The following is a 17,589-nucleotide window of genomic DNA, read 5'->3' on the forward strand; positions in this document are numbered from 1 at the left end:
CTGTCGCGCCCCGTGCGGGCGCGTGGATTGAAACGCTATCTTGTAAAGCGTCGTGCGCGAGATTGCCAGGTCGCGCCCCGTGCGGGCGCGTGGATTGAAACTGCAGCCAGGACGCTGCGCAGTCCAGCTCGTCGCCCGTCGCGCCCCGTGCGGGCGCGTGGATTGAAACTCGATGCTTTGACGAATCATCTCCAGATCGACAGCGTCGCGCCCCGTGCGGGCGCGTGGATTGAAACATCCAAGAGACCGCGATTGATACGCTGGAACACGTCGCGCCCCGTGCGGGCGCGTGGATTGAAACAACCGAAGCCGCCCTGGCAACAGAGGCGGCTTTTTGTCGCGCCCCGTGCGGGCGCGTGGATTGAAACGGGAATGCGAGATCGGTACGCGTCCGGCAAACCCATCTTGAAACGGCAGCCGTAATCGAGGATCGTCCCCACGAAGGAGATCGTGGAGACGATGGAACGCTTGATCGATGGAGAGCGCCGGCTGCGGCGCGCATACGTATTGCCGAGAGAGTAGTTTTGCTGGAAAGCGAACTCAGATCGGAAGCAAGGGTAATTTTGTCACTACTTGGAAGAATAGCCACCTGAACCACTTGGAAACATCCCGCTGCAGCACGACTGCTTGTAATCAACGAAAATTAGCTAGCGTAAGCAACTATCGATTTCTGTTGCCGGCTTCCACTACTCCCGATCCCCCCACCATGCCCCAGCTCTTCGACTCCTACCCCCTCTCCGGCCACACCCTCGCCAACCGCACCGTCATGGCCCCCATGACACGCGCCCGCTCGCCCAGCCATGTGCCGGACGAGATGGTGGCCACCTACTACCGCCAGCGCGCCAGCGCCGGCCTGATCGTGACCGAGGGCGTGCCGGTGTCACCCGCAGCGCATGGCGTGCTGTATGTGCCGGGCATCTACACGCCCGAGCAGGTGGCTGGCTGGCGCAAGGTTACGGAGGCCGTGCATGCCGAGGGCGGCGTGATCTTCGCGCAGCTCTGGCACGTGGGCCGCGCCTCGCATGCCTCGCTGCAGGCAGACGGGCAGGCGCCGGTCAGTTCCACCAGCCAGGCGTCCGACAAGATCATGGTGTTCGCGCTGGATGCCGAAGGCAAGCCCGGCTTCATCCCCGCCACACCGCCGCGCGCCATGACCACGGCCGAGGTGCAGCAGACCGTGCAGGACTTTGCCCAGGCCGCCGCCAACGCCATCGAGGCCGGCTTTGACGGCATCGAGATCCACAGCGCCAATGGCTATCTGCTGGAGCAGTTCCTCAATCCGGTGGTCAACGACCGTACCGACCAGTACGGTGCCGACACCATGGAGAACCGCTGCCGCTTCGTGCTGGAAATCGTCGATGCCGTCATCGACCGCATCGGCGCGCAGCGCACCGGCATCCGCTTCTCGCCCTGGGGCAATTTCAACGACATGCCGGCCTATGACGAAACCGCGCAGACCTACCTCTATCTGGCCGGTGAAATGGCCAACCGCGAGGTGGCCTATGTGCACCTGATGGACCAGCACGTCGGCCAGGGCCGCCCGGATGCCTCCGGCATCAACCTGGATTACCTGCAGCTGATGCGTGCCGCCTACCCGCGCGGCGCGCTGATCCTGGCCGGCAACATGACGCTGGACACCGGCAACCGCCTGCTCGAAGCCGGCGTGCTGGATCTGGTCGGTTTCGGCCAGCCCTTCATCAGCAACCCCGATCTGGTCGAGCGCCTGCGCAACGGCTGGCCGCTGGCCACGCCCAACCGCAAGACCTACTATGGAGGCGGTGCAGAAGGCTATACCGACTACCCCGCCTACGACCCGGCCGCCGCAAGCTGAGCGGCGAAGCCAGCCGGACCGGGGCTGGCCGGGAGCGCGATGCCCGCGGCAGACTGCCGCCACGGCCCACGCAGAGGGATTGCAGGAGCATGCGTGCAGCCTGCACCCCTCGGCAGACAGAAGGAAGAGTGCCATGGATCCCCGTCACCACCGTCTGCAACGGCTTGCCACCGGCAGTGCCCTGTTGTTCGCCTGCCTGCCGCTGACGCAGTTGCAGGCCCAGACGCATGCCCCCGTCAATCCCACGCCCGAGCCGGGTGCAGCCGTGGCCGAGACGATTGCCAAAGGGCTGGAGCATCCCTGGGCGGTCGCCTTCCTGCCCGAGGGGCGCTTTCTGGTCACCGAGCGCCCCGGCCGCATGCGCATCGTGCAGGCCAATGGCAGCGTCAACCCGCCGCTGCAAGGCGTGCCGGAGGTGGCTGCCAGCGGCCAGGGCGGTATGCTGGACGTGATCACCGACAGCGACTACGCCCGCAACCGCACGCTCTACTTCTGCTACGCCGAGCCCGGCCCCGGCCGCACCAACAGCACGGCGCTGGCGCGGGCACGGCTGTCGGCCGACGGCCGCAGCCTGGAGCAGGTGCGCGTGCTGTTCAGCCAGAAGCCCAAATTCGCCAGCAGCGCCCATTTCGGTTGCCGCATCGTCGAGCGCAAGGTGGCGGCGGGCAAGCCCGATGGCACGCTGTTCCTCACCCTGGGCGACCGCTACAGCCGGCGTGACGATGCCCAGACGCTGGACAACCACCACGGCAAGATCGTGCGCATTGGCAAGGATGGCTCCGTGCCCAGGGACAACCCCTTTGTCGGCAAGGCAGGCGCGCTGCCCGAAATCTGGAGCTACGGCCACCGCAACGTGCAGGGCGCCACGCTGGCGCCCGATGGCACGCTCTGGGCGCACGAGCATGGCCCGCAAGGGGGTGACGAGATCAACCTGCCGCAGCCCGGCCGCAACTATGGCTGGCCGGTCATCACCTACGGCAAGGAATACAGCGGCGCCACCATCGGCCGCGGCTTGCGCAAGCAGGATGGCATGGAGCAGCCGCTGTACTACTGGAATCCGTCCATCGCGCCTTCGGGCATGGCCTTTGTCACCAGCGAACGCTATCCGGGCTGGAAGGGCGACCTGATGGTGGCGGCGCTCAAGTTCCAGTACCTGGCGCGCCTGCAGATCAGGGACGGCAAGGTGGTGGCCGAGCACAAGCTGCTGCCCGATGTGGGCGAGCGCCTGCGTGATGTGCGGCAGGGGCCGGATGGCTGGCTCTATCTCGTCACCGACAACAGCGACGGCAAGCTGCTGCGCGTGAAGCCGCGCTGAGGCGGCTTACTGCAGGTGGTGCCGGTCCACCCGGGCCTTTTCTGGTGGCGGCACGGCATCACCCAGTCGCAGGCCATAGGCCACCAGCGGCGGCCCCAGCGTTTCCAGCACGGCCACGGCGGCCAGCACGATGGCGCTGACCTGTGTGGCAATATGCGGTGCCAGCACGTTGGTGGACTGCACCAGCCCGATGGCCAGGCCAGCCATGGGAACCAGCGTGAGGCTGATGGCAAAGGACTGGTTCCAGGGGTAGCCGAAATAGCGCGCACTCAGCACCACGCCCACGCCCTTGCTCAGGCTGCGCACCAGCACCAGTGCCAGCGCAAACGGGGCGTACTGGATCACATCGTCCACATTGAGCTTGGCGCCGGCGTAGACGAACAGCACGATGAAAAACAGGTCGGCCCCGCTGCCCAGATCGGTGTTGGCCAGCCGCGCCCGGCGCTGCAGGCCGCGGCAGGCAATGCCCAGCGTCAGGTTGGCAAACAGTGGCGACACCTTGAACGCGACCGACAGGCCCAGCACCAGCATCACCGCGCCCACGATCAGGGCAAAGCGGTAGTGCGCATCATCGCTCTGCGTGAAGCGGCCGATGCTGGTCACCAGCACGGCCACCAGCAGGCCCAGCACCATGGCGCCCAGCATCTGGTAGGCCGGCAGGCCGATGGCGAAGGCCCAGCTGGTTTCGTTGTTCCACAGCGCCACCGGCATGGCCAGCGAATACAGCACAAAGGCGAACACGTTATTGAGCGCCACCAGCGCCTTGGCAGAGTCCACCACAAAGCCGCGCGCGTGCAGTTCGTGCGCCACATGGATCAGCACGGCGGGGGAGGACGACACGGCAATGGCAGCGGCAATCACCGCCGCCAGCGGGCTGGTGCCCAGCCACACCATCAGGCCGAACACGCTGGCAAAGGTGAGCAGGCTTTCGGCCAGGCTGGTGACGATCAGCTTGGGCGTGCGGATCACCATCCACGGGTGCAGGGCGGTGCCCAGCTTGAACAGGATCAGCCCCAGCGCCACGTCCACCAGCACCTGGGTCTGGATCAGCATGTCGTAGCTGAGCAGGCCCAGGCCGCTCGGGCCCATCAGCGCCCCCACCGCCATGAATCCGGTGATGGTGGGCAGCCAGCGCACGCGCTTGGCCAGCAGGCCGCCCAGCGTGCCGATCAGCAGCAACAGGCCGAACAGCGCTGCTGTGTGCAGCGGCGGCCAGTTTTCGGGCAGGAAAGGGATCACCGTGTTCATCGGTGGAGCGCTGTGCGCCTGGCGCGCCGTTCAGCCGGCGCGCGCAGGCCTTTCGGCAATGTTCAGCTCAGCACCACGCTGCTCAGGCGGCGGCGGTAGGTGGCGATGACGGGGTCTTCCGGCGGGATCTGGCCTTCGGCCACGGCCACCTTGGGCGGCTCCATGATGTCCAGCACGGCGATATAGGTCTTGCGCGCCTGCTCGTCGTTCCAGTTCTTGTCGCGCATCAGGATTTCCAGCAGTTCGTCCATGGCGTCCGTCCACTGCTGCTGCGCCATCAGCGCCTGCGCGCGGGCAAAGCGGGCGGCGAAATCGCGCTTGTTGGCGGTGATGGCAGCATCAAGTGCGCCCAGGTCGGCGTTCTCGCTGGCGTCGATGGCATCCATCCAGCGCTGCAGGCTGTCCAGGCGGCGGATGGCGGCGGCCTTGGCGATGACCGGGGCAAAGGCCACCTTGGCATCGTCGCTGCGGCCCAGCTGCAGCAGCAGCTTCACGTAGTCGAAACGGGTGTCGTCATTGGCCGGGTCGGTCGCCACGGCATGCTGCAGCTTTTCCAGGGCGGTGTCGGTATCGCCGGCTTCCAGCGCCTGCTGGGCTTCGTCCTCTTCCTGCTCGGCTTCGAGCTGTTCGGGGCTGGGCAGGTTCTTGTCGAGGAAGGCGCGCACCTGGCCTTCGGGCAGGGCGCCCATGAAGCCGTCCACCGGCTGGCCGTTGACCATCAGCACGCAGGTGGGGATGCTGCGCACGCCAAACATGCCGGCAATCTGCTGCTCGTCGTCGGAGTTGATCTTGGCCAGGATGAAGCGGCCGGCGTATTCGGTTTCGAGCTTTTCCAGCACCGGGCCGAGCGACTTGCAGGGGCCGCACCAGGGGGCCCAGAAGTCCACCAGCACCGGCGTGGTGGCAGAGGCCTGGAGAACGTCGATTTCGAAATTGGCAGCGGTGATGTCGATCATGGCGTTGTGGTGCGTATTCTGTGGAACGGTTGGCCGCTGGCGGGCCGAACCTTACAATACCAGCATTGCTGGCCTTCCATCCTTTGTTGGGCCGTAACCGGATATTTCAAGGCGGGCGCCCTGTGCTGGTGCGCGCCGGTTGCGCGTTGCCGCAACCCTTCACACACATTCAGGAAAAAGGAACACGCTCATGGCAGAGGTGCAAGTCGGCGTCATCATGGGGTCGAATTCGGATTGGGACACCATGCAGCACGCGGTAGAGATCCTGCAGGGCTTTGGCGTGCGCTTCGAGGCGCGCGTGGTATCGGCCCACCGCATGCCCGACGACATGTTCGCCTACGCCGAAACGGCGGCCGAGCGCGGCCTGCAGGCCATCATCGCCGGTGCCGGCGGTGCCGCCCACCTGCCGGGCATGGTCGCGGCCAAGACGCCGGTGCCGGTGCTGGGTGTGCCGGTGGCCAGCCGCCACCTGCAGGGCGTGGATTCGCTGCACAGCATCGTGCAGATGCCCAAGGGCGTGCCGGTGGCCACCTTTGCCATCGGTGCTGCCGGTGCGGCCAACGCGGCGCTGTTTGCCGTGGCCCTGCTTTCCAACAACGATCCGGCCCTGCGCCAGAAGCTGATCGACTTCCGCGCCCGCCAGACCGAGGCCGCACGCAGCATGACGCTGCCCGTGAACGAAGCCGGAGCGGTCTGATGCAGGATGCGGCAACTACGGCAGCCCCGGCGCTGCATACCGTCCGTTCTGCTGCGGATACCGACAGCCTGCACACCACGCTGGGCGTGCTCGGCGGCGGCCAGCTGGGCCGCATGCTGGTGCATGCCGCGCAGCGCATGGGCTATGCCACCGTGGTGCTGGATCCGGCGCCGGACAGCCCCGCCGGCCAGGCCAGCCACAACCAGATCGTGGCCGCCTACGACGACCAGACCGGCTGGGACCAGCTGGCCGAGGCCTGCGACGGCCTGACCACCGAATTCGAGAACGTGCCCGCGGCCGCGCTGGAGTATCTGGCTGCGCGCAAGCCGGTGTCGCCCCCGGCACAGGCCGTGGCCAAGGCGCAGGACCGCATCGAGGAAAAGCGCCACTTCACCGCCTGCGGCGTGCGCTGCGCGCCTTGGCTGGCGGTGCAGACCGAAGCGGATCTGGAAGCGGCCGCTGCGTTGCTGCCCGGCATCCTCAAGACCGCGCGCATGGGCTATGACGGCAAGGGCCAGGCCGTGTGCCACACTGCCGACGAACTGCGCCAGGCCTGGAGCAACATGGGCCGCGTGGCTTGCGTGCTGGAGCAGAAGCTGGCGCTGGCGCTGGAGTGCTCGGTGATCGTCGCGCGTGGCGCTGACGGCCATATCGTCAACTTCCAGCCGCAGCGCAATGTGCACCACGGCGGCATTCTGGCCACCACCTACGCGTTTGAAGGTGCCGTGCCCGTGGCGCTGTCCGACGCTCTGGTCGAGGCCACGCGTCGCATCGCCGAGGGGCTGGAATACGTGGGCGTGCTCTGCGTCGAATACTTCGTGCTGCAGGACGGCAGCTGGGTGGTGAACGAGATGGCACCGCGCCCGCACAACAGCGGCCACTACACCATTGATGCCTGCGAGCACAGCCAGTTCGACCTGCAGGTGCGCACCACCATGAACCTGCCGCTGGTGCAGCCGCGCCACCATAGCCCCTCCATCATGCTCAACCTGCTGGGTGATGCCTGGTACCGCCATGGCGAGCGCATCATCCCGCCGTGGGAGGCGATCCAGCAACTCCCGGGCGTGCAGCTGCACCTGTACGGCAAGCAGGACGTGAAGCCGGGCCGCAAGATGGGCCATGTGACGCTGACGGCTGCTACCGTGGATGAGTTGCAGGACAAGGCAGCCCGGGTCGCCGGGCTGCTGCATCTGCCGTTCGAACGGCTGGATGTGGCGTGACGGCGCCGGCTTGTTGCTGATAATGTGAGGGTGTGGAAGCCTTGAGCCTGCCGTGAATCAGGGTAGAAGCTTTCGATGGATTCTCTCCGCATTAACGAAGGATGTGCGGAGATGCTGAAAGATGGAGTCAGGATGCTGCTAGATGCCACATTGTGGGCTGCCGATGCCACGCGCGATGCCGCCATCGCCGAAGGCGCACGCCTGCTTGCGGCTGGTGAGTTGCTGGGCCTGCCTACCGAAACCGTCTATGGCCTCGCCGCCCGCGCGGATGACGATGCCGCCGTTGCCAAGATCTTTGCGGCCAAGGGCCGCCCGTCCAGTCACCCCTTGATCGTGCATGTGCCCGATCGCGCAGGGGCGGAGCAGTTTGTGGCCGAAGGCTTTCTGCAGCAGTTGCCGAACCATGCGGCGCGGCTGATGGATGCCTTCTGGCCCGGCCCGCTGACCGTGATCGTGCCGCGTCGCCCCGGGGTGGGGGCAGCTGCTGCGGGCGGGCAGGATTCGGTGGGCTTGCGTTGTCCCTCGCATCCGGTGGCCCTGTCTGTGCTGCAGGCGGCTGCGGCTCTGGGCGTTGCTGGCGTGGCGGCTCCCAGTGCCAACCCCTTCGGCCGCATCAGCCCCACCACGGCGCAGCATGTGGAACAGGAATTTGGCGACCGCCTGACCGTGCTGGATGGCGGCGCTTGCCAGGTAGGCATCGAATCCACCATCGTCGACTGCACGCGCGGCCAGCCGGTGTTGTTGCGCCCCGGCATGATCAGTATCGAGAAAATCGCCGAAGTTACGGGAATTTCCGTGCTGTTGCCGGAAGAAGTCGTCGCCCGGCAGGAGGCGCCACGTGCCTCCGGCACCCTGGAGTCACACTATGCGCCGCGGGCGCGTGTGCGGCTGATGCGTGCGCAAGCCATGCAAGAGGCGTTGCAGTCGCTTGCGGAAGGCAGCGATGCGGCTGTCGGCGGAGTCGGTGCGGGGACGTTGACCGGGGGCGCTACCGAGGCTGCGGACGTGGAATCGATCGGTCACAAGCCAATCGCGATCTGGAGCCGGACGTCCCTGCAGGGCAGTGTGCCCGGCGTGGCCCTGCACGCCATGCCCACAGATCCCGAACAGGCCGCGCAGGTGCTGTTCGCCCAATTGCGCGAGTTTGACGACGCAGGCGCAGCGGAAATCTGGGTGGAAAGCGTGCCCGAAACAGCCGCCTGGGCCGGTGTGGCGGATCGCCTGCGCAGAGCGGCAGCCTGAGCGTTCGACCTTGGCCTTTCGGCGTGGGCTCTTAGCCCCCCAGCACCGGAAAAATCTTCTTCAGCCCCTCGCTCATCACCTCGACGCCCAGCGCGGCCAGAATCAGGCCCATCAGGCGCGTCATCACGTTGATGCCGGTCTGCCCCATGGCGCGGGCAATGCGCGGCGCAGCCATGAAACTTACGTAGACGGCCAGCGCCACAATCGCGGCATAGCCGATCAATTGCGCCATTTGCACCCAGTTGGCAGTGCGTTCGGCGAAGATGACCATGGTGGACATGGTGGCGGGCCCGGTCAGCAGCGGAATGCCCAGCGGCACCACGCCGATGCTGGCCTGGCGTGCCGCATAGGAGGTTTCGCTCGCCGTGGTGCGTGCTTCGGCCGGTTGCGCGTTCAGCATCTGCAGGGCGCTGATCAGCAGCAGCATGCCGCCGCCCACCTGGAAGCTGGCCAGCGAGATGTTGAAGAAATCGAGGATCTGCATGCCCAGCAGGGCGCCGGCAACCAGCACCGTCAGCACGGTCAGCGTGGCGGCGCGGATGGTGCGCTTGCGCTGCTCGTCGCTGAAGCTCTGGGTGTAGTGGATGTAGAACGGCAGGATGGCCAGCGGATTGACCAGCGCCAGCAGCGTGATCAGGGGCTTGAGACTGAGCAGGGTGGGGAGAGTCATGATGACGGGTGAGCAGGGCAGTGCGCAGTCTAGCAGGCCGAGCCCGATCGGGGTTGGCCGTGGTGTGAAATCCTCTCAACCCGTCATGAATGACTGCCGCTGGAAGCCACCGGCTGCGTGATGACCCACTCCATCAGTGCCTGAAACGCCGGCCGTGCCGACTGCGCATTGGAACCGTTGGCCATGGCCACCATCACATAGCGCCGCCCCGTTTCCGACAGCACATAGCCGGCCAGCGCAGAGGCGTCCTTCAGCGTGCCGGTCTTGAGATGGGCATTGCCCTTGAAGGCGGTGTGCGTGCGTCGCAGCGTGCCATCCACCCCGGCGATCGGCAGCGAGGCGACAAATTCCGGCATGCCCGGTGTGCGCCACACGCGCTGCAGCATGGCGCCCAGCGAGGACGCGCTGACGCGCCCTTCGCGCGACAGGCCGGAGCCGTTCTGCACATCCGGCATGGGCGTGTCTCCCAGACGGTGCTGCCACCACTGCGTGACGGCCTGCTTGCCGCTTTCCAGCGTGCCCACGCCCGAGTGCTCCATGCCCAGCGTCAGGAACACCTGCTGCGCCATCACGTTGTTGCTGAACTTGTTGATGTCGTGCACGATTTCCGAGGCCGTGGGCGAGGCGCTGTCAGCCAGCGGACGGCGGCCCCGCACGGCCTCGGGCACGGTGCCTTCGCGGATGCTGCCGGCCAGCTCGCCGCCCAGGGCCTTCCACATGCCGGCCACGGCGCGCGCGGCAAACTGCTCGGGTGCCGGATGTGCCAGCGTCAACTGCTGGATGCCGCAGCTGGCCGGGTAGGGTTCGGCCGGCACGATGAGGTTGCGGTCCTTCAGGCTGAGTGCTGCGAGCTTGTTGAGCCAGGGCGCACACTTGCCTTCCGCCAGCGGCAGGGCGGCAGGCAGCGTGACGCCTTCCAGCGGCGGCTCCAGACCGACATAGGCCTGCTTCTGTGCCTCATCTGGCGTGATTTTCAGCGTAAATGTCTTGAAATTCACCAGAAGCGCATCCGGGCGCGCGTTGTAGGGGCGCAGCGGATCACCGTCGAAACTGGCGGGATCGACGGGCGGCACGTCGAAGGCACTGTGGTCCAGCACGATATCGCCACCGATGCGGCGGATGCCGGCGTGCTGCAGTTCGCGCATCAGCAGCCAAAGTCGCTCTACCACCAGCTTGGGATCGCCCCGGCCCTGCAGATAGACGTTGCCGTTGAGCGTACCGTCCTGCACGGTGCCGTCGGTCCAGAGGCGGGTGTGCCAGCGATAGGAGGTGCCGAGCAGGTCCAGCGCTGCCGCCGTGGTGACCAGTTTCATCACCGACGCCGGATTCATCGGCTCCGCCGTGCGGTGGTTGACCAGTGGCGGGCCGCCATCCACCGGCACCACCAGCAGCGCCACATGGTCGGGCGAGACCTTGGCCTTTTCCAGCTCCTGCAGCACGATGGGAGGGATGGTGGTGCTTGCTGCCTGTGTGGCCAGCGTCGGAGTGGGGTCACGTGGTTCGGCCAGCCAGGCCGAGGCGGCGCCGTCCGGGCTGGAGGCTGCGGCACTGGCGGCCGAAGCGGCTTCATCCGAGGTGGAGGATTTCTGGCAGGCGGTGAGGGCGAGCAGGCCGAAGGCGAGCGACAGGCCCAGGCGGCTGGTGCGCCGGGCAAGAGGGGAAGAATGGGGAGAGGCGGGCATGACGGCGGAGGAAAGCAGGCAAGCAGTCTACTCCCCGCCGGGGCGTTGCCGCCTGCGGATTTGCGTCAATCGGTGAACGGCTTGTGGAACAATGCTGCCATGTCCGAAAACCCGTCCGCATCCGCTCCTGTTTCTCCTTCCGTCGCCCCGGTGCCGGAGGGGGCTGCGCCGCTGCCGGCCTGGCAGCCGCAGGCGGGTCTGCAGTTGCTGGCCATGGATACCAGCACCAGTGTCATGTCGGTGGCCGTGGGGCGCTGGCCTGCCGGCGCTGCCGCCCGGGGCGAAGCGCCCGACCAATGGCAGCACACGGGAGCCGGCGCGGCACAATCCTCGGCCACACTGATTCCCACCGTGCAGCGGCTGCTGGGCGAGGCTGGCCTGGGTCTGGCGCAGCTCGATGCCATCGTGTTCGGCGCCGGGCCGGGCTCCTTCACCGGCTTGCGCACGGCCTGTGCCGTGGCGCAGGGGCTGGCGCTGGGAACAGGGCGGCCGGTGCTGCCGGTGGATACCTTGCTCGCAGTGGCCGAAGACTGGCGCAGCCGCCAGCCGGAGCTGGCGCCCGGAACCGTGGTGTGGGCGCTGCTCGATGCCCGCATGGACGAAATCTACGTGGCCGGCTGGCGCTGGCAGCCGCGCGACGGCATGCCTGCTTGGGAGCTGACGCAGCCGGTGCTGCTGGCACGTCCCGAAGACCTGCTGCAGGTGCCCGGCCTGAAGCCGGAGGCGATCTGCGCCGGCAATGTGCAGCCGGTGTATGGCGAACGCCTGCCGGTGACCGTGCAGGAGGGCATGCCCACGGCTGACGCCATGCTGCGACTGGCGCCGGCACTGTTGCTGGACGGCGGAGCCATCGACCCCGCACTGGCCCTGCCGCGCTACGTGCGCGACAAGGTGGCGCAGACCACCGCCGAACGCGAGGAGGCAAAGCTGCGCGCTGCGGGGGCACGCCACGCATGAAAGGTGCCCCGGCCCTGACGGATACCGGCGGCCCGCTGGCACGCCTGCAGCCGGCCACCCTGCCGGATGTGGATGCCATCATGGCGCTGGAGCGGGCGGCCTACCCTCTGCCCTGGACCTCGGGCAATTTCCGCGACATCCTGCTGGACGGCACCGGCCGCTACCGCATGCTGCTGCTGCACCTGCAGCAGGCCGACGGAAGCTGGGCGCTGGCCGGCTATTTCGTGGCGCTGCTCGGTGTGGAAGAAGCGCATCTGCTCAATGTGGCGGTCCATCCCGACCATCAGGGCCAGGGCTGGGCGCGCCTGCTGCTGGAGCAGCTTCGCCTGTGGGCGATGGCCCAGGGCGCGGAGCAGATCTGGCTGGAAGTGCGGCTCAGCAACCCGCATGCGCGCCAGGTGTACGAACGCTTCGGCTTTGTTTCCATGGGCGTGCGCAAGAACTACTACCCGGCCGTGGGCGGCGGCCGCGAACATGCCGAGGTGATGTGCCTGCGGCTGAAGGACGATCGGCCCTGATGCCCGGTTCTTTGCGACAATAAGCCCTTCATGCGATTCCGGACCCCCTCTTTCTGCCGCCCCGAGCGCGGCCTGCCGCCATGACGCTGCACATCGATGCGCGCCGTCGTGCCATGCTGGCCGAAATGGGCGTGCGCGTCTGGTTGCCGATGCCCAAGGAGGCAGAGCCGGCAGCGCTTGCCGTGCCGGCTGCCCGCGAGAAAGCGGGGCACGATGCTGCCTTGCAGCCGACGCAGCCAGACCATGCTGTCGCTGCTCCGGCACGCGAAGCAGCGACTCCGGCGCCTGTTGTCAGCGCGCCGGTCCGTCAGGGCACGCGTCCAGAACCCCCGGTTGCGCCGCCTCCTGCTTTCCTGCGGGTGCAGGCCGATCCCCCAGCATCGCTGCCTTCCGCGGCGAGTCAACCGGCAGCCGACGCGTCCAATGTCCCCGTCCTCGCAGGCCTCCCTTGGCCCGCCCTGCAGCAGGCCGCTTCCGCCTGCACGGCCTGTGCCCTGCACAGCGGCCGCCAGCACAGCGTCTGGGATGCCAGTGCCGCCAATGAACCGGACGGTCTGCCGCGCTGGCTGTTCGTGCTCGACCCGCCGGGACAGGCCGAGAACACCAGCGGCCAGCCGCTGCAGGGAGATGCCGGCAGGCTGCTGGCCAACATGGCGGCTGCCGTGCGCCTGCAACCGGCGCAGATCCTGCGCAGCCATGCCACGCGCTGTGCGCCGGCCGGCCGGGCTGCCACCCTGCCGGAAGTGGCGCAATGTGCCGCTTTCCTGCGCCACGAAATCGCGCTGCTGCGCCCGCAGGTGATCGTGGCCCTGGGCCGCAATGCCGCCTGGAGCCTGCTGCAGCGCACCGAGCCACTGGGCCAGCTGCGCGGCCAGCTGCACCGCATCGCTGTGCCGGCCGGGGAGGCTGCGCTGCAGCCGGTGTTGGCCGACATTCCGGTCATCGTCAGCTACCCGCTGGACTACCTGCTCCGCAACGCGCCGGCCAAGGCACGCGCCTGGGAAGACCTGTGCCTGGCTGCGCTGCACGCCGCGTCAGCGCCTACAATTCGGGCATGACTTTCCTCGAGATGCTTGGCGCGGCGGAACAGCGCAACCAGTCCCTGCTGTGCGTGGGTCTGGATCCCGATCCGAAACGGTTTCCCGGCGCCATGCAGGGCGATGCCGGCCGCATCTTCGACTTCTGCGCGGCCATCGTCGAGGCCACGGCCGATCTGGCGCTGGCCTTCAAGCCGCAGATTGCCTATTTCGCCGCGCATCGCGCCGAAGAACAGCTCGAACGCCTGGTGCAGCACATGCGCCAGGTCGCCCCGCACGTGCCGGTGATCCTCGACAGCAAGCGTGGCGACATCGGCAGCACCGCCGAGCAGTACGCCATCGAGGCCTTCGAGCGCTATGGCTGCGATGCCGTCACGCTGTCCCCTTTCATGGGTTTCGACTCGGTCGAGCCCTACCTGCGCCGGCACGGCAAGGGCGCCTTCCTGCTGTGCCGCACGTCCAACCCCGGCGGCAACGACCTGCAGGCGCAGCCGCTGCGCGATGTGGAAGGCCAGCCGCTGGTGTACGAGCACATCGCCCGTCTGGCGCAAGGCCCGTGGAACCTGAATGGCCAGCTCGGCCTGGTGGTGGGCGCGACCTATCCGCAGGAACTGGCCCGCGTGCGCGAACTGGCGCCAACAGTGCCGCTGCTGATCCCCGGCGTGGGCGCCCAGGGCGGCGATGCCGCAGCCACCGTGCGTTCCGGCTGGCGCGGCACGCGCAATGCCGACGGCAAGGTGCAGAGCAGCGGCTTTGCCATCGTCAACTCCTCGCGCGCCATCCTGTACGCGTCGTCCGGCGATGACTTTGCCACCGCCGCCCGCCAGGAGGCCGAACGCACCCGCGCCACGCTGGCAGCTGCGCAGCAGGAATAAGCCGGGATTGCGCCCGGCAGACCCTCCTGCCCGCCGGGCGTCCCTTGCATCGCGATCCGGCGTAGGACCACTCCGACACGCTGATGCGGGAAAGTCCTATGCCCACGGTCCTGCAGCAGGCATACAGTGAAGTCGTGCCCTGAATGCAAGGCCGTCAAGACGGACCAACGCATGCTTGGAAAGCCAGTCATACCCTGCAATTGCAGCCAGGACCAGCAAGGCCAACGGGGACGGAGGATCGAAGCACACCATCTTCTGAGGATTGGGACGCTGCTTCACAAGATCGGAAGTCCGGCCCACATGCTGATCGATAACGGCTGATAGCTGCAGAAGCAAGACACAGGTTTCCGAATCATGCAAGTCGGTACCAGTTTTCTCCGCCGCATTCAGGGCATTCTCGTTTCCGCTCCCACTGTGCAGCCACGGCCGACCTGCTGAGTCGCCCCCGTCCTACACCCGCAGATTTCCCTCCCCGCCATACTGATTCCATGCCTCGAGGCCATCGGCCCGGAGCATCCATCAACAACAACGGGAGAACGTCATGGAACTGCTTTATTTCCTGCTGATCGGACTGATCGCTGGCTGGCTGGCCGGCCTGCTCGTCAAGGGCGGTGGCTTCGGCATCGTCGGCGACATGGTGATGGGCGTGCTGGGTGCATTCCTTGGCGGTTTCCTGTTCCGCTCGCTGGGCCTGTCGGCCGGTGGCGGCATGCTGGGCGCGATCATCGTGGCGACCATCGGCGCCATCGTGCTGATCCTGCTGCTGCGCCTGATACGACGCGCCTGAGCGCCCCTGCCACGCTGCCTGTTCCGCCGCTCCGGGTGCCGGACCAGCGGCGAGGCAGCCCCGGGTCTCCAAGGTGGTTGCAAACATCAGGGCAACCTCCGAATTGGCTCCGCTTGCGGGGCCTTTTTTGCGCCCGGATCCCCCGCAAGCCGCGTGGCTGCGCGCTTTCCCGGGCATGGGGGGCCTTTCGGTCAGCTTACAATGCAGGATATAAGCACTGGGCCCGCCAAGGGCCGTACGGGGAGTGGAAGGCATGCGGATCCTGATCGCGGAAGATGACCATGTACTGGCCGACGGGCTGATGCGCAGCCTGCGCGCAGCCGGCGCTGCGGTCGATCATGTCAGTACCGGAAGCGAAGCCGAAGCCGCCCTGCTCACCAGCCAGGAATTCGATCTGCTCATCCTCGATCTGGGCCTGCCGCGCCTGCATGGTCTGGATGTGCTCAAGAACCTGCGCGCGCGCGGTTCCAACCTGCCGGTGCTCATTCTCACCGCTGCCGACAGCGTGGAAGAGCGCGTCAAGGGGCTGGATTACGGCGCCGACGACTACATGGCCAAGCCTTTCAGCCTGCAGGAACTTGAGGCGCGCGTGCGTGCCCTGGTGCGCCGCGGCATGGGCGCCGCCAGCACGGTGATCCGCCACGGCCCCCTGAGCTACGACCAGACCGGCCGCGTCGCCACCATCGACGGCAAGATGGTCGACCTGTCCGCGCGCGAGCTCGGCCTCCTCGAGGTGCTGCTGCAGCGCAGCGGCCGCCTGGTCAGCAAGGACCAGCTGGTCGAGCGCCTGTGCGAGTGGGGCGAAGAGGTGAGCAACAACGCCATCGAGGTCTACATCCACCGCCTGCGCAAGAAGATCGAGAAGGGGCCGATCCGCATCGCCACCGTGCGCGGGCTGGGCTATTGCCTCGAAAAAATCCAGGGCTGAGGAGGCCGGACACAGGTCATGGGCATTTTCCGGCGCGAGCAACGGTCGCTGTTTGGCGAGATCCTCGACTGGATGCTCACGCCCCTGCTGCTGCTGTGGCCCATCAGTCTCGCGCTGACCTGGCTGGTGGCGCAAGGCATTGCCAACAAGCCCTTCGACCGGGCGCTGGTCTACAACGCGCAGGCGCTGGCCCAGCTGGTGCAGTTGCGCGACGGCAGGATCCAGCTCTCGCTGCCGCAGCAGGCCAGCGAGATGCTGCGCGCCGACGATACCGATCAGGTGTTCTTCCAGGTGCTGGGCCCGCGCGGCGAGCTGCTGGGCGGCGAGCGCCTGTTCCCTGCCAACCGCATCGATTACGAAGTGCCCGGAGAGCAGGGCTATGTGTTGCGCGACGATGTGCTGCGCACCGCCCAGGGCCAGACGCTGGATGTGCGCGTGGTGATGCTGCGCGTGCTGGCTGGCGAATACACGCTAGGCCCCTATGCCACGCCCGGCGAGCGCGCCGACCGCACCGTCACCATCCAGGTGGCCGAAACGCGCGAAAAGCGCTCCGTGCTGGCCACCGAGATCATCAAGGGGGTGATGCTGCCCCAGTTCATCATCCTGCCGATTACCGTGCTGCTGATCTGGCTGGCGCTGGCGCGCGGCATCCGGCCGCTCAATGATCTGGAGGAGCGCATCCGCGCCCGCAATCCGGATGACCTGAGCCCGCTCGACCAGATGGCTGTGCCGATGGAGGTGTCGCCGCTGGTGGGTTCGGTCAACGAGATGATGGAACGGCAGAAGCAGGTGGCCGAGAACCAGAAGCGCTTCCTCGCCGACGCCGCCCACCAGCTCAAGACGCCACTCGCGGGCCTGCGCATGCAGGCGGATCTGGCCCAGCGCACCGATGCCAGTGCCGATGACCTGAAGCGCTCGCTGCAGCAGATCGGCCTCTCGAGCGTGCGTGCCACGCACTCGGTGAACCAGCTGCTGGCCATGGCACGTGCCGAAGGCGGCAGCATGGTGCGCGAATACTGCAACGTGCCGCGCCTGGTGCAGGAGGTGGTGCAGGACTGCTTCCCGCGCGCGCTGGCCAAGCGGGTGGATCTGGGCTACGAGGGGGCCTATCCGCAGGACGATGGCGTGTGGGTGGAGGGCAACCCCATCCTGCTGCAGGAAATGGTGCGCAACCTGGTGGACAACGCCATCAACTACACCCCCTCCAGCCAGGACGGCATGCCGGCCATGGTCACGGTGCGCGTGCTGGTCGATGCCTACGGTCAGGTGCTGATCGTGCAGGTGGAGGATAACGGCCCCGGCATCGCCGCCAGCGAACGCGAGCAGGTATTCAAGCCCTTCTACCGCACCCTGGGCACCGATGCCGACGGTTCCGGCCTGGGCCTGCCCATCGTGCAGGAGATTGCCCGCCGGCACGACGCCGTCATCACGCTGGAGGATGCGCAGCCGCGTGCGCGCCGCAAGGGGGCGCTGTTCTCGGTGCGCTTCCACTCCGTTGCACCGCCCGAAGACTCGCAAACGGCTGCCGCGCTGTGACATATTGGCGGAGTAGACTCGCTTGCGCCCGCATTGCGCCCCGGGTGTGGCGTGGATGCACGCCCGCATCTGGACAGTGTCAAGAGACAG

The 17,589-nt window shown here is 67.2% G+C and carries 16 protein-coding genes and 1 CRISPR repeat array; of the genes, 12 read left to right on the top strand and 4 right to left on the bottom strand.

Annotated elements, in window-relative coordinates:
- Positions 1-2: 2 nt before the first annotated feature.
- Positions 3-368: a CRISPR direct-repeat array (repeat unit 32 nt; unit sequence GTCGCGCCCCGTGCGGGCGCGTGGATTGAAAC).
- Positions 369-706: 338 nt separating this feature from the next.
- Both BMW28_RS00005 and BMW28_RS00010 read left to right on the top strand, forming a co-directional pair.
- Positions 707-1,831, top strand: coding sequence for an alkene reductase (locus BMW28_RS00005; protein ID WP_091812621.1), 1,125 nt, complete (start codon positions 707-709; stop codon positions 1,829-1,831).
- 133 nt (positions 1,832-1,964) lie between these two features.
- Positions 1,965-3,146, top strand: a complete 1,182-nt coding sequence (locus BMW28_RS00010) for a PQQ-dependent sugar dehydrogenase (protein WP_091812623.1) — start codon at positions 1,965-1,967, stop codon at positions 3,144-3,146.
- A gap of 6 nt (positions 3,147-3,152) precedes the next feature.
- On the opposite strand, the gene BMW28_RS00015 is transcribed toward BMW28_RS00010, so the two are convergent.
- The gene (locus BMW28_RS00015; protein ID WP_091812624.1) at positions 3,153-4,394 is read right to left on the bottom strand and encodes a cation:proton antiporter; all 1,242 of its coding nucleotides are present in this window, start codon (positions 4,392-4,394) and stop codon (positions 3,153-3,155) included.
- 62 nt (positions 4,395-4,456) lie between these two features.
- Positions 4,457-5,350, bottom strand: a complete 894-nt coding sequence (gene trxA, locus BMW28_RS00020; RefSeq protein WP_091812625.1) for a thioredoxin — start codon at positions 5,348-5,350, stop codon at positions 4,457-4,459.
- A gap of 190 nt (positions 5,351-5,540) precedes the next feature.
- Between trxA and purE the strand changes: the two genes are divergently transcribed.
- The 3 genes from purE (at position 5,541) to BMW28_RS00035 (ending at position 8,509) form a co-directional block, all read left to right on the top strand.
- Positions 5,541-6,047, top strand: coding sequence for a 5-(carboxyamino)imidazole ribonucleotide mutase (gene purE / locus BMW28_RS00025; protein WP_091812626.1), 507 nt, complete (start codon positions 5,541-5,543; stop codon positions 6,045-6,047).
- Entirely contained in the window at positions 6,047-7,267 is a 1,221-nt protein-coding gene (locus BMW28_RS00030; protein WP_091812627.1) for a 5-(carboxyamino)imidazole ribonucleotide synthase, read from the top strand. Before purE ends, BMW28_RS00030 begins: the two co-directional genes overlap by 1 nt.
- 132 nt (positions 7,268-7,399) lie before the next feature.
- Complete coding sequence (locus tag BMW28_RS00035; RefSeq protein WP_091812628.1) at positions 7,400-8,509, top strand: L-threonylcarbamoyladenylate synthase; 1,110 nt, start codon at positions 7,400-7,402, stop codon at positions 8,507-8,509.
- A gap of 31 nt (positions 8,510-8,540) precedes the next feature.
- On the opposite strand, the gene BMW28_RS00040 is transcribed toward BMW28_RS00035, so the two are convergent.
- Positions 8,541-9,179, bottom strand: coding sequence for a MarC family protein (locus BMW28_RS00040; protein WP_091812629.1), 639 nt, complete (start codon positions 9,177-9,179; stop codon positions 8,541-8,543).
- Between the two features lie 83 nt (positions 9,180-9,262).
- Positions 9,263-10,861, bottom strand: coding sequence for a D-alanyl-D-alanine carboxypeptidase/D-alanyl-D-alanine endopeptidase (gene dacB, locus BMW28_RS00045; protein WP_091812630.1), 1,599 nt, complete (start codon positions 10,859-10,861; stop codon positions 9,263-9,265).
- 198 nt (positions 10,862-11,059) lie between these two features.
- Here dacB and tsaB point away from each other — a divergent pair, with 198 nt between their 5' ends.
- The 7 genes from tsaB to BMW28_RS00080 all read left to right on the top strand — a co-directional run bounded on the left by tsaB (position 11,060) and on the right by BMW28_RS00080 (position 17,499).
- A complete protein-coding gene (tsaB, locus tag BMW28_RS00050) occupies positions 11,060-11,818 on the top strand; it encodes a tRNA (adenosine(37)-N6)-threonylcarbamoyltransferase complex dimerization subunit type 1 TsaB (protein ID WP_091815239.1) in 759 nt (252 codons plus the stop codon).
- Positions 11,815-12,336 (top strand): ribosomal protein S18-alanine N-acetyltransferase, encoded by a 522-nt coding sequence (gene rimI / locus BMW28_RS00055; RefSeq protein ID WP_091812631.1) that lies wholly within the window; start codon positions 11,815-11,817, stop codon positions 12,334-12,336. Before tsaB ends, rimI begins: the two co-directional genes overlap by 4 nt.
- Positions 12,337-12,416: 80 nt before the next feature.
- On the top strand, positions 12,417-13,394 hold the full coding sequence (locus BMW28_RS00060) for a uracil-DNA glycosylase (protein ID WP_091812632.1): 978 nt from the start codon (positions 12,417-12,419) through the stop codon (positions 13,392-13,394).
- Positions 13,391-14,248, top strand: coding sequence for an orotidine-5'-phosphate decarboxylase (pyrF, locus tag BMW28_RS00065; RefSeq protein ID WP_091812633.1), 858 nt, complete (start codon positions 13,391-13,393; stop codon positions 14,246-14,248). The genes BMW28_RS00060 and pyrF overlap by 4 nt, the downstream gene beginning before the upstream one ends.
- A gap of 541 nt (positions 14,249-14,789) precedes the next feature.
- Positions 14,790-15,035: a GlsB/YeaQ/YmgE family stress response membrane protein gene (locus BMW28_RS00070; RefSeq protein WP_091812634.1), complete on the top strand. Its 246-nt coding sequence runs from the start codon at positions 14,790-14,792 to the stop codon at positions 15,033-15,035.
- Between the two features lie 253 nt (positions 15,036-15,288).
- On the top strand, positions 15,289-15,963 hold the full coding sequence (locus tag BMW28_RS00075) for a response regulator (RefSeq protein ID WP_091815241.1): 675 nt from the start codon (positions 15,289-15,291) through the stop codon (positions 15,961-15,963).
- Positions 15,964-15,981: 18 nt separating this feature from the next.
- Complete coding sequence (locus BMW28_RS00080) at positions 15,982-17,499, top strand: sensor histidine kinase (RefSeq protein WP_091812635.1); 1,518 nt, start codon at positions 15,982-15,984, stop codon at positions 17,497-17,499.
- Positions 17,500-17,589: the final 90 nt, after the last annotated feature.

Origin of the sequence: Allobrachymonas denitrificans DSM 15123 (assembly GCF_900110225.1) — a bacterium.
Classification (GTDB): Bacteria; Pseudomonadota; Gammaproteobacteria; order Burkholderiales; family Burkholderiaceae_C; genus Brachymonas; species Brachymonas denitrificans.

Excerpts from the sequence above, each read along its gene's own strand:
- pyrF (WP_091812633.1), top strand. The coding sequence starts at position 13,391 with ATGACTTTCCTCGAGATGCTTGGCGCGGCGGAACAGCGCAACCAGTCC.
- BMW28_RS00075 (WP_091815241.1), top strand. The coding sequence starts at position 15,289 with ATGCGGATCCTGATCGCGGAAGATGACCATGTACTGGCCGACGGGCTG.
- BMW28_RS00015 (WP_091812624.1), bottom strand. The coding sequence starts at position 4,394 with ATGAACACGGTGATCCCTTTCCTGCCCGAAAACTGGCCGCCGCTGCAC.
- BMW28_RS00070 (WP_091812634.1), top strand. The coding sequence starts at position 14,790 with ATGGAACTGCTTTATTTCCTGCTGATCGGACTGATCGCTGGCTGGCTG.
- BMW28_RS00030 (WP_091812627.1), top strand. The coding sequence starts at position 6,047 with ATGCAGGATGCGGCAACTACGGCAGCCCCGGCGCTGCATACCGTCCGT.
- dacB (WP_091812630.1), bottom strand. The coding sequence starts at position 10,861 with ATGCCCGCCTCTCCCCATTCTTCCCCTCTTGCCCGGCGCACCAGCCGC.
- trxA (WP_091812625.1), bottom strand. The coding sequence starts at position 5,350 with ATGATCGACATCACCGCTGCCAATTTCGAAATCGACGTTCTCCAGGCC.
- BMW28_RS00010 (WP_091812623.1), top strand. The coding sequence starts at position 1,965 with ATGGATCCCCGTCACCACCGTCTGCAACGGCTTGCCACCGGCAGTGCC.
- BMW28_RS00035 (WP_091812628.1), top strand. The coding sequence starts at position 7,400 with ATGCTGCTAGATGCCACATTGTGGGCTGCCGATGCCACGCGCGATGCC.
- purE (WP_091812626.1), top strand. The coding sequence starts at position 5,541 with ATGGCAGAGGTGCAAGTCGGCGTCATCATGGGGTCGAATTCGGATTGG.
- BMW28_RS00005 (WP_091812621.1), top strand. The coding sequence starts at position 707 with ATGCCCCAGCTCTTCGACTCCTACCCCCTCTCCGGCCACACCCTCGCC.
- rimI (WP_091812631.1), top strand. The coding sequence starts at position 11,815 with ATGAAAGGTGCCCCGGCCCTGACGGATACCGGCGGCCCGCTGGCACGC.
- BMW28_RS00040 (WP_091812629.1), bottom strand. The coding sequence starts at position 9,179 with ATGACTCTCCCCACCCTGCTCAGTCTCAAGCCCCTGATCACGCTGCTG.
- BMW28_RS00060 (WP_091812632.1), top strand. The coding sequence starts at position 12,417 with ATGACGCTGCACATCGATGCGCGCCGTCGTGCCATGCTGGCCGAAATG.
- BMW28_RS00080 (WP_091812635.1), top strand. The coding sequence starts at position 15,982 with ATGGGCATTTTCCGGCGCGAGCAACGGTCGCTGTTTGGCGAGATCCTC.